At 45.2% G+C, this 16,422-nt stretch carries 12 protein-coding genes; 1 reads left to right on the top strand and 11 read right to left on the bottom strand.

Annotated elements, in window-relative coordinates; translation table 11 throughout:
• Positions 1–219 precede the first annotated feature (219 nt).
• Positions 220–2,904 (top strand): formate dehydrogenase subunit alpha, encoded by a 2,685-nt coding sequence (gene fdhF / locus VN379_RS15700; RefSeq protein WP_325535515.1) that lies wholly within the window; start codon positions 220–222, stop codon positions 2,902–2,904.
• Between the two features lie 68 nt (positions 2,905–2,972).
• On the opposite strand, the gene VN379_RS15705 is transcribed toward fdhF (VN379_RS15700), so the two are convergent.
• From VN379_RS15705 to pabA, 11 genes are all read right to left on the bottom strand, one after another.
• On the bottom strand, positions 2,973–3,479 hold the full coding sequence (locus VN379_RS15705; protein WP_325535517.1) for a 4Fe-4S dicluster domain-containing protein: 507 nt from the start codon (positions 3,477–3,479) through the stop codon (positions 2,973–2,975).
• Positions 3,480–3,483: 4 nt separating this feature from the next.
• Positions 3,484–4,854: a [FeFe] hydrogenase, group A gene (locus VN379_RS15710; RefSeq protein ID WP_325535519.1), complete on the bottom strand. Its 1,371-nt coding sequence runs from the start codon at positions 4,852–4,854 to the stop codon at positions 3,484–3,486.
• 12 nt (positions 4,855–4,866) lie between these two features.
• The gene (locus VN379_RS15715; RefSeq protein ID WP_325535521.1) at positions 4,867–5,412 is read right to left on the bottom strand and encodes a 4Fe-4S dicluster domain-containing protein; all 546 of its coding nucleotides are present in this window, start codon (positions 5,410–5,412) and stop codon (positions 4,867–4,869) included.
• Between the two features lie 43 nt (positions 5,413–5,455).
• A complete protein-coding gene (fdhF, locus tag VN379_RS15720) occupies positions 5,456–7,597 on the bottom strand; it encodes a formate dehydrogenase subunit alpha (RefSeq protein WP_325535523.1) in 2,142 nt (713 codons plus the stop codon).
• A gap of 208 nt (positions 7,598–7,805) precedes the next feature.
• Positions 7,806–9,947 carry a formate dehydrogenase subunit alpha gene (gene fdhF, locus VN379_RS15725; protein ID WP_325535525.1) on the bottom strand — a complete coding sequence of 714 codons (2,142 nt, stop codon included), beginning with the start codon at positions 9,945–9,947 and terminating at the stop codon, positions 7,806–7,808.
• Positions 9,948–10,247: 300 nt separating this feature from the next.
• Positions 10,248–11,462 carry a gephyrin-like molybdotransferase Glp gene (gene glp / locus VN379_RS15730; RefSeq protein ID WP_325535527.1) on the bottom strand — a complete coding sequence of 405 codons (1,215 nt, stop codon included), beginning with the start codon at positions 11,460–11,462 and terminating at the stop codon, positions 10,248–10,250.
• 15 nt (positions 11,463–11,477) lie between these two features.
• Complete coding sequence (locus VN379_RS15735; RefSeq protein ID WP_325535529.1) at positions 11,478–12,503, bottom strand: molybdopterin-binding protein; 1,026 nt, start codon at positions 12,501–12,503, stop codon at positions 11,478–11,480.
• 133 nt (positions 12,504–12,636) lie between these two features.
• On the bottom strand, positions 12,637–13,443 hold the full coding sequence (fdhD, locus tag VN379_RS15740) for a formate dehydrogenase accessory sulfurtransferase FdhD (protein WP_325535531.1): 807 nt from the start codon (positions 13,441–13,443) through the stop codon (positions 12,637–12,639).
• Positions 13,440–14,288, bottom strand: coding sequence for an aminotransferase class IV (locus tag VN379_RS15745; protein ID WP_325535533.1), 849 nt, complete (start codon positions 14,286–14,288; stop codon positions 13,440–13,442). The genes fdhD and VN379_RS15745 overlap by 4 nt, the downstream gene beginning before the upstream one ends.
• 10 nt (positions 14,289–14,298) lie before the next feature.
• Positions 14,299–15,705, bottom strand: a complete 1,407-nt coding sequence (pabB, locus tag VN379_RS15750) for an aminodeoxychorismate synthase component I (protein ID WP_325535535.1) — start codon at positions 15,703–15,705, stop codon at positions 14,299–14,301.
• A complete protein-coding gene (gene pabA / locus VN379_RS15755) occupies positions 15,702–16,307 on the bottom strand; it encodes an aminodeoxychorismate/anthranilate synthase component II (protein ID WP_325535537.1) in 606 nt (201 codons plus the stop codon). The genes pabB and pabA overlap by 4 nt, the downstream gene beginning before the upstream one ends.
• Positions 16,308–16,422 lie beyond the last annotated feature (115 nt).

Consider the following 16,422-nt stretch of genomic DNA (forward strand, 5'->3'; position numbering starts at 1 on the left):
ATAGTAGCTAAACTGATAAAGAAGGAGGCAAAAGCATATTCTTTAAACAGACGGCATGTAAAGGTAACATGGATTTGACTTTATTATAAAATCACATGCTACACTCAACACATCGCCGGAAAACGCACTCATAATCACACAAAAGTCTTAACAACACCCCTATTACTTAAAATCTTCTCACATTATTTTATTCTACCCTAAGGAGCGTGAACACAGTAAATGATCAGATTAACAATTGACGGGCAAGCCGTTGAAACAATTGAAGGGTCTTCAGTATTAGAGGCTGCTCATAAGGCCGGCGTAAAGATTCCTACGTTGTGCCACCTTGCTGACTTAACCCCTGAAGGATCCTGCCGTGTCTGTGTTGTCGAAGTAGAAGGCGCCCGCGGACTAGTAACAGCGTGTACATACCCGGCCTCAGAGGGACTAATTGTACGCACCAGCTCACCAGTTATCCGCGAGGCACGAAAAAGTGTAATTGAACTTATGTTAGCTAATCATCCGCAGGATTGCCTTTCCTGCCAACGCAACCTGGATTGTGAACTGCAAACACTTGCAAACACTTTAGGTATTCGTGAAATCCGTTTTGACGGTGACCAGCGAGAATATGCCGTAGAGGATAGCAATCCATTCATTATTAAGGACAACAATAAATGCATCCTCTGCGGACGCTGCGTCCGTGTCTGCCAGGAAGTACAATGCTGCGATGTTCTTGAATGGACTAATCGGGGCTTTGATACTAAGATAGCATCAGCTTTTGATGTCCCAATGCCCGAATCTGGCTGTGTATTTTGCGGGACTTGCGTATCTGCTTGCCCAGTAGGGGCATTGACAGAAAAACCAATGAGAAATACCGGGTTACCTGATAAGAAAGTCAAAACCACTTGCCCCTTCTGCGGCGTAGGTTGCAACTTTGACCTCAATGTTAAAGAAGATAAAATAATTGGTGTGACCTCAAACCTGACTAGTGTGGTCAATGGCCGGCTCACATGTGTAAAAGGCCGCTTTGGTATTGATTATGTCCATAGTCCGGAGCGTTTGACTACACCATTAATCAAAAAAAATGGCGAATTTGTGGAAGCAACCTGGGTTGAAGCCCTGGACCTAATTGCAACCAAGTTTTCCGAGATAAAAAATGCCCACGGTGGCGACGCTCTGGCTGCACTCAGTTCGGCCCGTTGTGTTAATGAAGAAAACTATCTGATGCAAAAATTCATGCGCGCAGTGATTGGCACCAACAATATTGATCACTGCGCCCGTACCTGACACGCTCCCACTGTGGCCGGTCTGGCCACCTCATTTGGATCCGGAGCAATGACCAACTCGATCAATGAAATCCCCCAGAGTAAGGTTTTATTTGTTATTGGGGCCAACCCAACAGAAGCCCATCCTGTTATTGGGGCAAAAATGCGTCAGGCACTCCGTAATGGAGCCCAATTGATTGTCGCTGACCCACGGAAAACCGAACTTGCCGGCAAAGCTCATGTATGGCTGCGGCTGAAACCGGGTACCGATATTGCGCTTATCAACGGCTTGATGCATATTATTTTAAAATCCGGCTGGCATGACCAGAAATTTATTGAATCCTGCACAGTTGACTTTGAAAAAGTAGTCGAAACAGTAGAAAAATATACGCCGGAATATGTTGAAACAATTACAGGTGTACCTCAGCATTTGTTGAAAGAAGCAGCCAGAATCTATGGCACGGCTGAACGCGCCCAAATATTTTATACCTTAGGTATTACCGAACATGTTTGCGGTACCGACAATGTCATGAGCCTGGCTAATTTAACGATGATGACAGGTAATATTGGCAAGCTTAATTCTGGTATAAACCCGATGCGCGGCCAGAATAACGTCCAGGGAGCCTGTGATCAGGGGGCTCTGCCAAACGTCTACTCAGGCTACCAGAAAGTAACCGATCCGGTTTCCCGTGAGAAATTTGAAAAAGCATGGGGCGTCAAACTGCCTGAACAGGTTGGTATGATGATTCCGGATATGTTTGATGCCGCTATTAGCGGTAAACTAAAAGCCATGTACGTCATGGGCGAAGATCCGGTATTGACCGATTCTGATGCTCATCATGTAATTAAAGGACTGCAACATCTCGAATTTCTAGTAGTCCAAAATCTATTTATGACCGAAACAGCAAAGTTGGCTGATGTCGTGCTTCCAGGCGCTTCATTTGCCGAAAAAGACGGTACTTTCACTAATACAGAACGCCGCGTCCAGCGTGTCCGTCAAGCCATTAATCCAATTGGCAATAGCCGCCCTGACTGGCAAATTATTCGAGACTTATCGAATAAAATGGGCTATTCCATGACATACACCCATCCGAGCGAAATTATGGATGAAATGGCATCATTAAGTCCGATATATGCCGGCGTTTCTTATGAACGTATCGATGAGCAGGGTTTACAATGGCCTGTTCCTCATAAAGAACATCCAGGTACACAATACCTTCACGATGGCGGAAAATTCGCCTGCGGTTTAGGCGTATTTAAGCCGATAGAGCATCAACCTCCTGGAGAATCACCTGACGCTGATTATCCCTTCTTGCTGAGCACTGGGCGTATCCTCTACCATTATAATATTACTACGCCAGGCTATTCCAAAACCCTTACTGATTATCGCTCAGAAGAACGTGTTATGATCCATCCTGACGATGCGAAACGGTTAGATATCCAGGATATGGAAACAATTAGGATCTCATCCCGCCGGGGCCAGGTACAAGCTAAGTCCTGGGTAACAGATCGCGTCCCACCTGGCGTAATCTGGATGTCCTTCCACTTTGCAGCATGTCCCACTAACGAAATAACCAGCAGCGCCGTTGATAAAGTAACGAAAACATATGAATATAAAGTGTGTGCTATAAAAGTTGAAAAAATTATAGCATCTGATTAAGCAAGTATATAAAAATCTGTGGCACTCACCGAGCGCCACAGATTTTTTATTGCCTTACCAGGCAGTTCTTATACCGTTCTTATAGCATTTGTGCGTTTTTGTTTAATACTTTTTACAATTTCCTCAGGCAAAACTACCGACAGCGCTTTTGTCGGGCATTTTTTCACACACTGCGGCCCATCAGGTACTTCAATACACAGATCACATTTATAAGCAGTTTTTTGACAGGGCTTATCTTCAACCCTGGTTAAATAGACTGCGCCTATCGGACAGGCCATTATACAGTTTTTACAACCGACACATTTGTCGTCAAGCACATAAATTACTTGGCCGCGCTGTACAATTGCTTTTTCCGGGCAGGCTTCAGCACAAGGCGCATCCTCACATTGGCGACACTGGACAGGAACACTGATATCTTCTGTTTTTACCACCGACAAGCGGGGCACAAACGGTACATCCTTAATTGCTTCTGTTCCGAGTGCTTTTTGGGTGTGCGCCATAACACAGGCAATCTCACAGGTGCGGCAGCCGATGCATAAGTCGGGGTTACCGATAACAAAAGCAGTATTCAGCATTATCTTATCCCCTCCTGATATAATGCGTGTGTAATAGTTCGTGAGATTTGTGTCCCAGCGGCTTGCCCAGAAAATCTTTATAGACCTTTGTTATTTCTGGGTTGTCATGCGATTTTCTAAGCGGCAGTTCTTCATCATGTTTGTACATAGAGGCCATACGGCTCGCATAAACCTGTTTGCGTTCAGTTTCTAACAAAACCTTGGGTTGACCGCCACCACTGATACAGCCTTGAGGACAAGCCATAACTTCGACAAAATGGAAATCAGCAGTACCATTTTTAATCTCATCGATAATAGGTGTTACATTCTCCAGCCCGGCCACCACAACTGTCTTAACAGCCAAATCGCCCACCTGGACCGTAGCGCGTTTTACGCCCTGGCTATACCGCACATCCAGGATATTGATATCATCAAGTGCTTTGCCGGTAATCAATTCATAACCTGTACGCAGGGCAGCTTCCATGACCCCGCCGGTAACACCAAATATATGACCGGCCCCGGTATAAGCACCTAATACAGAGTCAGGCTGACCTGGTTCAAGATTTTTAAAATCAATGCCAGCGTGTTTTATCAAATTTGCCAGTTCTCTTGTTGTCAAAACAAGATCAACATCCTGACTGCCGCTTGACTTCATTTCCGGCCGGGAAGCCTCAAATTTTTTAGCAGTACAGGGCATAACTGATACACTGACTATTTTCTTAGGCTCCAGTTTATCAACCTGGGCGCCGTAAGTCTTAAATAATGCTCCGGCCATTTGCTGCGGCGACTTGCAGGTAGACAGGTTTTCATGAAGCTCAAACTGTTCTTGTTCTACATATTTTACCCAGGCCGGACAGCAGGATGTAAACATAGGTAACACACCGTTTTCCTGGATCCGTTTAATTAACTCGCTGCCTTCCTCCATGATTGTCAGATCAGCAGTAAAATTAGTATCGTATACCCGGTTAAAGCCCAACTTTCTGAGAGCGGTAATCATTTTACCTGCAACCAGTTCACCGGATTCCATACCGAAATCTTCTGCCAGGCCAACTCTCACCGCTGGCGCACATTGGACCATGGTCACTACATTAGGATTGTTGAGCGCTTCCCAAACCTTTTGCGCATGCCCCATATTATGAGCCGCAAATAGCGGCTCCTTAACACTATCCAATAAGCCACGATCCTGCATCTTGGTTGCACGCGGTGCTGTATTTTCCGATTTATACTCTTGATAAGCACTGCAAATCTGAACACACTGGCCGCAGAAACAGCACTTGTCGTAATTGATATCTACTGCCATGCCTGCCGGTCCGCCAATCGCGCCAACCGGACAGACATCAATACAGCGGTGACACCCTGTACACAACTCCTGATCAATTTCAACTGTATATTGCATATTATTCACCCCCTATTTTTTAAACATGCCAACAATAGTGGCGACAGCTTTTCTATTCTTTTCTTTTTTCTCTTTATGTGGCTCGACCAGACGCAACGCCTTTTCGGGGCACGCTTCAACGCAGATAGGTCCGCTTTTCCTGGTATAGCACAAATCACATTTATTACCATACATGAGCGGTTTTTTCAAATTAGTTTGTATTACTTCCTCACCCTTGACAAACATGGGAACAAGCTCTACTGCGCCGAACGGGCAGGCCACCAGACAATCTTTGCAGCCCTTGCATTTGGCCGTATTAATCAGGACTTTGTCGCCATCAAAATAAATAGCTTTCTCAAGACAAGCCTGAGCACAGGGCGCATCTTCACAATGGTGACATTGAACCGGCATAGTCACTTCTTCCACACGGGTGACAAACAACTTGGGGAACACTGGGGTATCAATATTTCCCGCCGTAATACCGTTTACATTATGGGATACATGGCAGGCAACCTCACAAGCTTTGCAGCCGATGCATTTTTCCCCATCGCCAACAACAAATGGACTTAACTTCTCCATAATTACCTCCCTTTTAAGAAGACGCACTTCTCATCCTGTTTAATTAAGAAACAACAGCACCCATTTTGCGTTTCATATCGTTGTACATAGTAACAAGCTGCTGCTCTGCACTAACTTGATCCTGGATCGCTTCCAGTTTTACTGCACAATATTTATACTCAGGTGTTTTAGAGATCGGATCAAGGTTATCGATGGTTAATTCATTACAAGCGCCAATCCACCATTGGTATGTCATGTACACAGCTCCCGCTTTTACCCGTTCGGTAACCCTGGCTCTGGACATAACTGAACCGCGCCGTGAAGTAACACGCATTAAATGCTCATCTTCAATACCAAGGCAGGCGGCATCTTCGACACTAATCTGAACATAGCCAGGCTCGTCGGCCAGTTGAGATAATCCCCAACAGTTGCCGGTCATCGTCCGGGATGAATAATGGCCAACTTCCCGGACAGTGCAGAGTACTGTCGGGTATTCTGCATCAGGCACCTCTGCCGGAGCACGCCATTCAGTTGCGAAAAAGATCCCCTTCTTACTGGCCGTTTGAAAAATATTTCCTTTAAATAAATACGACGTTCCTGGATCTTCAGCAGTTCTGCACGGCCATAGCACACTACCCTGGCGTTCCATTTTTTCATAAGTCGCCCCAGCATAGCTCGGGCATAACCCGATCAGTTCATTCCATATTTCTTCGGTATCTTTATAAATTAGCTCATAGCCAAAACGTTTTGCCAACTCACCGATAATGACCCAGTCATCCTTAACATCACCTTTAGCATCAACAGCTTTGCGGAAGCGTTGGAAGCGCCGGTCAGCCCCGCTGAATACCCCGCCGTGCTCACCCCAGGAGGTTGCCGGCAAAATGACATCAGCATGCAGCGCTGTTTTGTTCATGAAGATATCCTGGAATACCACAAATTCCAAATCATTAAGGGCCTTACGCAAACCGGCTGAGTCTGGATCGCTTTGCGCCGGATCCTCGCCAATAATGTAGAAGGCTTTCAATTTACCGGCAGCAACAGCATGGGGAACTTCGGTAATGGTAAAACCAATCTTATCAGGCAGATTCTCCACACCCCAGGCTTTGGCAAATTTTTTGCGGTTGGCAGCCTCTATAACCGGCTGGTATCCGGGAAAAACGTTCGGCAATGCCCCCATATCGCAGGCTCCCTGAACATTATTTTGACCGCGTACAGGTCCAACTCCCGAACTTGGCTTGCCAATCTGCCCTGTTAAGAGGCACAGCGAGCCAAGACCTTTAACAACATCCACCGCCTGACCGAATTGGGTTACCCCCATTCCCCACAAAATAAATGAATTATTGGAGTGAGTATATATCTTCATTGCCTCTTCCACTAATTTAGGATCAATACCCGTAATGGACTGGGCATACTCAGGTGTGTAGCGTTCTACAGTTTTGCGATATTCCTCAAAGCCTTCAGTAAAGTTGTCAATAAACCGGTCATTTTGCCAGCCTCTTGCTAAAACAATATTGGCGAAACTATTGACCATAGCCATATTGGAACCATTCTTAAGCTGCAGCCATAAGTCGGAAATCCGTGCTGCCTCAGTTCTGCGAGGATCCACAACAATAATTTTTGCACCTTTTTGCTTCGCCCTTAAAATCCGTTTAGCTACTAAGGGGTGTGCATCAGCCGCGTTGTAGCCAAAGATTAACAGGCAATCCGCGTCTTCAATCTCAGGTATTGAATTGGACATCGCTCCGCTGCCAAAGATGGTTGTCAAGCCGGCTACCGAAGGACCGTGACACACACGGGCGCAATGATCAACATTATTTGTCCCAATTACCGCACGCATGAATTTTTGCATGACATAATTAGTTTCATTTCCAGTACCCCGGGCCGAGCCGGTACCCATTATAGCATCCGGGCCGTATTTTTCTTTGATCGCTTTCAGCCTATCAGCCACATAATCCAACGCTTCATCCCAGCCAACCTCATGCAGTGGCTCGTTACGATTGTACCGGAGCATCGGTTTAGTAAGACGTTTGCTCAGGATTTTGGTATCGTTTAAAAAATCCCAGCCATAATGGCCTTTCAAACATAATTCGCCTTCATTAATCGGCCCATTTGCGGGTTCAGCCCCGACAACCCGGTTGTTCTCCACACACAGGTACATTTGGCATCCTGAACCACAGTACGGACAGACTGTTAATATTTTCTCCAACTAATTTCTCCCCCTTTTATTAAGGAAATTGCAATCTATAATAAAACGCTGGGAGATTATTTAGCGAAATAAGCAAAACAACAATTATACCATGCATAACGATAATTTATCCTGAATTGCTTGACATAGCCAGCAAGACCTAGTTAATTGGCTACACATGATCCTGATCCCGTAAGTATCGGAAAAAAGCAGCTTCGTTCCAGAACAACTAAGAAACGACAGCACCCATTTTACGTTTAAGCTCATTGTATGCGGCGGTAAGTTCTTCTTCAGCCTTTTTCTGATCTTTGATAGCTTCCACTCTGACCGCACAATACTTATATTCAGGCGTCTTAGAAATAGGATCAACAGCATGAATAGTCAGTTCGTTGCAAGCCCCAAGCCACCATTGGTAAGTCATATATACAACACCTGCACGCACCCGGTCAGTTACCAAAGCCCTGGTTATAACTGAGCCGCGCCGTGTTGTCACACGCACAAGGTCTTCGTCAGCAATGCCAAGTTTATCAGTATCATCTGGATGAATCTGGAGGTAACCGGGCTCATCGGCCAGTTTGGCAAGCCCCCAACAGTTGCCTGTCATTGTGCGGGATGAATAGTGACCGACTTCCCGTACGGTAGACAAAACCAGTGGATATTCGGCATCAGGCTGTTCAACTGGCGGACGCCACTCGGCAGCAAAGAAATTCCCTTTCATACTGGGAGTTTGGAATACGTTACCTTTGAACAGGTACGACGTACCCGGATGTTCCTCAGTAGGGCATGGCCATTGAATACTGCCTAATTCTTCAATTCTGTCATAGGTAGCACCGGCAAAACTCGGACTCAAACTAATCATTTCACTCCAGATTTCCTCAGTATTATTATAGTTCATTTCATAACCGAACCGTTTCGCTAATTCGCAAATAATAACCCAGTCGTCCTTAACATCACCTTTAGCATCCACAGCTTGGCGGAAGCGCTGGAACCTACGGTCTGCACCGCTAAATACGCCGCCATGCTCACCCCAGGAGGTAGCCGGCAGAATAACATCCGCATGCAACGCCGTTTTATTCATGAATATATCCTGAAGAACCACCAGTTCCAGTTCCTCAAGTGCTTTTCTCACACCAGCGGCATCCGGGTCGCTCTGCACGGGGTCTTCGCCAATAATATAAAAGGCTTTCAGTTTTCCTTCCTCGGCGCAATGCGGAACATCTGTCAGCATATAACCCACTTTGTCCGGCAAGCTTTCCACACCCCAGGCCTGGGCAAATTTTTTGCGGTTATCAGGGTTGGTAACCGGCTGATATCCGGGAAACACATTAGGTAGTGCGCCCATATCGCAAGCTCCCTGTACGTTATTTTGTCCGCGTACAGGCCCAATCCCAGAGCTGGGTTTAGCAATTTGTCCGGTCAACAGGCATAAGCCGCCCAAGCCTTTGACCACATCCACCGCCTGATTGTATTGACATACACCCATACCATAGAGAATAAACGATCTTTCTGATTTCGCGTAAATCTCCATCGCCTGTTCCACAAGCTTAGGGTCAAGACCGGAGATTTTTTGTGCGTACTCAGGCGTATATTTAGCAATCGTTTGTCTGTATTCCTCAAATCCATCAGTATAATTCTCGATATAGGTTTTGTTTTCCCAACCTTTTGCAAGTATAATGTTTGCAAAACTATTAACTGCCGCCATATTCGAACCATTTTTGATCGGCAACCAGATGTCCGCAATTCTGGCTGATTCTGTTTTGCGAGGATCCACAACAATAATTTTGGCCCCTCTTTCCTTAGCCTTTAGAATGCGGCGAGCCACCAGCGGATGGGAATCGGCGCCGTTATAACCAAATATCAACAAACAGGTAGCATTTTCGATTTCCGGTATGGAGTTTGTCATTGCTCCACTGCCAAATGTAGTAGCCAGACCGGCTACAGAGGGAGCGTGTCAAACACGGGCGCAATGATCGATATTGTTAGTACCGATCACCGCGCGCATAAATTTTTGCATGAGGTAGTTTGGTTCATTTCCCATACCCCGGGCCGAGCCTGTGCCCATGATGGCATCAGGGCCGTATTTCTCCTTAATGGACTTAAGTTTATCAGCAACATAATCCAGCGCTTCATCCCATTCTACTTCATGGAAATCTTCTTTTCGGTCATATCTGAGCAATGGTTTTGTCAATCGTTTGCTCAAAATCTTCGTATCATTGAGGAAATCCCAGCCATAATGACCTTTTAAACAAAGCTCACCTTCATTAATAGGTCCGTTCGCCGGTTCAGCACCAATAACCCGGTGGTTTTCGACCAACAGATACATCTGGCAGCCAGCACCACAATAAGGACAGACTGTTAAAACTTTCTCCAAATTGCTCCCCCCAATAAATCTTTTTAGCACCTGAGTAGCTTTTTAATGCAGTTCAACAACGATTTAATGCTCCTTAGAAAAATAAATTATAATCTTCTGACTTTATTCCATTCTTCTTAATAAACTCCTGCCTCATTGTGAAAAAAATTTCACAAAGTATCACTATAAAAGCTAGCACATATTAGGGTCAAATTCAATTGTTTACATAACATTAAAAAGTGAGGCCTATGGGCAAATTTATTCAAGCCCCAGGCCTCACTTTTTAATGGTAACGTCAAATTCAATTTGCAGTTTATAAAACTAGGCATCGGCTAACAAAATAACCTCAACTTCCGCGTTTACCGGCAATGGTGGGGAGTTCTCCGGAATAACTATAATTGCATTTGCTCCCATTGCTGATTTAAGCATGCCATTACCCTGAGCGCGTGACGGCTCAACTAAGATATCATTATCTGTTTGCCAGCACCGTGCCCACACAAAACGTTTGGCACCTGTCATTTTTTTAAAAGGAGTTGCCAGTATGGCTTTAATGCGTGGCCGCCACCACACCTTACGCCCCCCCATCTTCATCAATACAGGCCGTACCAGTTGTTCAAAGGAAATCGCCGCTGCTGCAGGATTGCCTGATAGGCCAAAATAGAGTTTTCCATCACGAATTCCGGCCAGCACCGGCATTCCGGGTTTAATACTTACTCTGTCAAACAGCAACGTAATTCCCAATTTCTTATACACTTCACTAATAAAGTCAAAATCACCGACAGAAGCGCCACCGGTAGTAATAAATACATCGCAGTCAGAGGCTGTTTCCAACAAGTGAGCAATCTCATCAACATTATCTGATGCATTACCTAACAAAACTGTCTGAGCCCCAGCCTCGGCAGCTTGCGCGCTCAGCATAAAACTATTTGAGTTTCGGATTTTTCCCGGTGTCAAGGGAAAATCAACAGGCACAATCTCGCTGCCTGTAGCAATAAGGGCCACACGTGGCTTACAGAATACAGAGGGACGACTCTTGCCAAGCACAGCTAACATTCCCATTACGCCAGCATTGATAACAGTACCTTGAAAAACGACCTCTTCTTCACTAGAAATCTCTTCGCCTTGCAAGCAAATATTATTGCTGGCTCCTCTACCATCCAGAATTGTTACTTTATCACCATCTACAATGGTGTCTTCCAAACGAATCACACCTGTGGCCCCCGGTGGTATAGGCGCGCCAGTCATAATGCGGCATGCAGTTCCGGGAATAACAGGTTTATGTGGAGTGTCACCTGCCGGAATATAGTCAGTTTGCTGTAGGATTACCGGATTCTCGGGGGTCGCGTTAGCCACTTCTTCATCAATTAGGGCATAACCATCAAGCGGTGATCGATCAAAAGGCGGGAAGTCCATATCAGAAACGACCGTTTCCCCCAAAACACGACGCCAACATTCACTCAACACCACTTTTTCCTTTGGCATCACTTTTACTAAATTTAATAAAATCTCCTGGGCTACCTCTAATTTAACTGACACGGAATATTCCCCCCATCACTTTCCGAACGGGCAGCACGGATAAACACATTCTTTACAATTCATGCATAAACCGCCATATCCCATTTCCGCAAAATCCTGCTTACTCAATTTTTCACCAGCAAGTATTCTTGGAAAAACCAGATCAAATACCGTGATTTTTGAAAACATACCACAAGCTGGCAATCCAAAAATGGCTACATTGTTAAGATAGGCTAGCATAAACATAGCACCCGGCAATACCGGTGTTCCATAGGTAATAATCTCAGCGCCTGTTGCACGAATAGCATCAGGAGTAACATCGTCAGGATCAACAGACATTCCGCCAGTTACAACAATAACCTCTGCCCCGGCACGAATGCAATCAAAAATATTCTGAGTGATTTTTTCTTTGTCATCAGGCTGAAAGCTCAACCCGCTAAAAGTTGCCTTATAGGTTTTAATTTTTTCTGCTAGAACCGGACCAAACTTATCCTGGATGCGCCCATAAAAAACCTCATTGCCTGTTGTAATTACAGCTGTTTTCATAGGCTGCAATGGTTTTATGGACACTATATCCTGATATTCACCTGCGATCTTCCCAACTTTCCTAATTGTTTCGGCATCTACGATCAGTGGTACTACCTTTACTCCAGCTAAAACCTCGCCTGCTTTAAGCAGTCTGTTACCATGCAAAGTGGATAAAACCGTATACTCAACCGAATTTATCCTGGTCACTGCATCACGATTTACCTTTAATAACCCGTCATACTGAGCTAAAATGCTCACCCTACCCTCGGCCGGCGCGGTTAAATAGGTGTTTGCGCCCCCCACCAGCCAAGCAATGCGCTGAGCGGCATCGTTTTCGTGAACTTGGTCATCACCCAGCTCAAGTAAATATATATGATCTTTGCCGATATTAAGCAAGTGTGGTATATCTTCCTGACAAATAATATGTCCTTTCTTAAAAGCCGGTCCTTTATACTCGCCGGGAACAATCTTAGTCATATCATGCCCTAATACCATGCCAACTGCTTCACTTACCCGCACTTTCTTTAGTGCCACTAGCGTCTCCTCCTGCATAGCCAATCTGCATAATCTATTTTCGTAGATATTCCAATACTAGATTCACGTAATGTCTATAAAATCCCTCTATTGAAAACTCTTCCGAAAGAATTCTGCCTTCGGAAGAGTTGCGTTAACAGCCAACAATTCGATCCGCATGAGTATACACATTTAACCGCTCTTCTCTGGCAAATCCAATCACTGTCACACCAAGTTCTTCAGCCATATCAAGGGCTAAGCTTGTCGGCGCCGAACGGGCAATAATAATAGATATATTCATTTTGCTAACCTTTAAAATTATCTCAGATGATACCCGTCCGGAAAAAACCAGAACTTTATCATGAGTGCTGATTCCTTCGATTAAACAGCGTCCGTATAGTTTATCGAAGACATTGTGTCGTCCAATATCCTGACTCCAACAGACTAACTTACCCTCTGCCGCCAATGCACCTCCATGCACGCCACCGGTTAGCCGGAATGTCTCAGAGGCTGATTCCAGCATTTCAGAATAAGCCATCGCTTGCTGCGCTGTTAGCTTGATCTCACTATTGACAGTTTTTGCGGTTAAAACATCATTGGCAAAGTAAAAGGCACTCCGCCCTTTGCCGCAGCAGGCGGTAAGATAACGTTTTAAAAACATCTTTTCAGCTACTGTTTCTCCAGATGCGGTTGTTACATGAATTATCCCTTGGAGCACATCAACATCAAGAGTCTTAATATCTTTAATATCCTGAATTATTCCCTCTGTAGCCAAAAATCCTGTTACCAAATAGTCTTCTTCACCATAAGCAGCAAGCATCGTCACAAGTTCTTTACCATTTAAGTATATAGTAAGGGGCAATTCTTCGACGACCGGTTCTTCGGTGTTCGTAACATCCGACCCGCGGAATTTAACAACCTGATATTTGGCTGTTCCTTTAAATGCGTCCGTGTGTCTCACTCCTTTTCGGCCAATTCCCGGTACAGTGTCTGCAACTTTGCTGTAATAGCCCCTGCTGCCGGCGTAGCGCCAATTGGGTTACCATCACATGCAGTCACCGGAATAATCTCCATAATCGAACTTGTTAAAAATATTTCATCAGCGCTGGTAAGTTCTACCAGGGATACCTGCCGCATCTCAACAGGTATCCCTGCCGTTTGCGCCAGTTCTATTACAATACGCCTGGTCACACCAGGCAAAATGCCACTGTCATCATCAGGGGTAATCAGCCGTCCATCTGTAACATAAAATATATTACTCATCGACCCCTCCGCAACAAAGCCGTCAGTATTAAGCATAATGGCCTCCTGGGCATTACGGGACCGGGCTTCAGCTTTGGCTAACAGGTTGTCAAGGTAATTGGCAGATTTGATTCTAACAAGTGGTGAAGACAAATTCCGGCGTAATTTCACTATAGCTATATGCCAGCCGCCCGCTAGCGACAATGGGGTCGGTAGTTGCGAAGCATACACTGCAACTGTCGGTTGCCCGCAACTGCCGGGGTCTGGGCGCGCAGCCCCAATACCCCGGGATAAAGTCAGGCGTATTGACGCATCACACAGATGATTCTCGCTTAGCACACTGGCAATAGCCATACTTAATTCCACCCTGTCGGGGATTTTAGGCCAGCCAAGAAAATCAGCGGCCTCTTCAAGACGTTTGAGATGTTCTTCCAGACAAAATACCCTGCCTTTATAAGCACGCATAGTCTCAAACAAGCCGTGCCCATAAAGAAAGCCGTGATCTAACGGAGAAACAATACTATCGCCTGCGGGAACAAGTTGACCATTAAAATAAATAATCATCACAACATCCTTACACGTGATAACCCAGAGCTCTCATAAGCGCCCGGGCCTTATCTAAACTTTCTTCATATTCAAGCTCAGGTATAGAGTCGGCTATTATACCACCCCCGACCTGATAATAAGCACGATCCCCTTTAATAATAAACGTTCGGATAACAATATTTAGGTCAGCGTCGCCGTTAAAATCAATATAACCAACCGAACCGGTATAGATACTTCGCCGGACTGACTCAAGCTCATCAATAATCTCCATTGCCCGGACTTTAGGGGCTCCGGTAATCGAACCGCCGGGAAAAGAGGCTTTTACAAGATCAATAATATCTTTATCCGCTGCCAGCTTTCCCACCACAGTTGATACAAGATGAAAGACTGTCGCATATTGTTCCAACCGGATTAAGTCAGGCACACAGACACTGCCAAACTCACAAACCCTTCCCAGATCGTTTCGCTCAAGGTCGATAATCATAACTAACTCAGCCCGATCCTTTTCACTGGCGAGCAATTCATCTCTGAGCAACCTGTCTGATTCCGGATCTGTGCCACGTGGTCTTGTACCTTTTATTGGCCTTGTTTCCACCATTTTGTCAGTCACAAGTAAGTAGCGTTCAGGTGAAGCACTGGCGACAATAACCTCACCAAAATTTAAATATGAAGCAAAGGGCGCTGGATTGATATGCCGAAGATAGCGATAAAGTTCGTAAGGAGGAACCGTCACTTTAGCGTTAAACCGCTGTGTCAGATTTACCTGAAATATATCACCGGCAGCAATGTAGTCTATGCCCTGCTGCACCATTGCACAATGTCCCTCTCGCGTAAAATTTGACTGGAAGTCACCTTCAGGTATTTGAGGTTTAGGATCAGGCAATGGTTTAGCTGCAGCTAACATACCAGCCAGTTCCTCGATACGGGCTTCAGCCCGCTGGTGCCGTGCCGGCTCGTTGTGTTCAGGAAAACCATTTGCGGCAATGTATGACTTACCGGTATGATGGTCAAAAATCAACACTGTATCATAAAAGCCAAAGAAACAGTCAGGATTGTTGAGATCATCTGTACTTAACCCGGGAATTATTTCTAAGAGATATCCCATATCATAGCCGAAATAACCGATAATCCCGCCAGTTAACGGAGGTAGTCCGGATACTTTTTGGGTTTTATATATAGTAAGCAGTCGCTTAAGCTCGTCAAAAGGATTGCCAGCAAAAGTCCGGCTACCACTCTTATCTTCAATATGTATTGTTTGTGCCTTGCTGGAAAACAGCAAAAATGGGTCACGGGCTATAAAGGAATAGCGTCCCATATTGTTTGTATCCACGCCGCTATCTAAAAAAACACTGTAAGGCTGCTGGGCAAATAACGAAAATACTTCAGCAGGCGGCAATGTCAGGTTTATTTCGCGTATAATTGGTGTCGGTCTCATTTACCGGCTGGCCCCTTTCTCTTGGTTGTCCATGTAGGATTCATAGTAAGAAAGTTTTCTAACATGGCATGTCCAGCTTCAGTAAGAATGGACTCTGGATGAAACTGGACACCTTCAATCAGATACTCTTTATGTCGAATCCCCATAATCTCGCCGAGCTCAGTCTCAGCAGTAATCTCAAAGCAATCAGGCAGGGTTTCTTTCTTAACTATTAATGAATGATAGCGGGTAGCTGATAATGGGTTCTTTAAACCGGAGAAAACACCTTTACCGTCATGATATACCAGAGACGTTTTGCCATGCATCAGGCGTGGCGCTCGCACAACATCACCGCCAAACGCCTGTCCGATGGCCTGATGACCAAGACAAACGCCCAGAATAGGAATTTTACCTTTAAAATACTTAATAAGTTCAAGGCTAATACCGGCTTCATTAGGGGTGCAAGGGCCAGGTGAGAGAATAATGTGGTCAGGACGCATGTCTTCAATTTGAGCAAGCGTCAGTTTATTATTACGGAAAACCCGGATATCTTCTCCCATTTCGCCTAGGTACTGGACGAGGTTATATACAAAGGAATCATAGTTATCTAGCATTAATATCAAGGGTCAGATCCTCCTCGGCATGTTCTCGTTAACAAGTTGGATAGGCTCTATTTGTATTTTATCACAGCCCGTCGCTACTACACAAACAGCTATTTTATATTATATCTAACAAATG

It is taken from the genome of Sporomusa sp., from assembly GCF_035561255.1.
In the GTDB taxonomy this organism is placed as follows: domain Bacteria; phylum Bacillota; class Negativicutes; order Sporomusales; family Sporomusaceae; genus Sporomusa.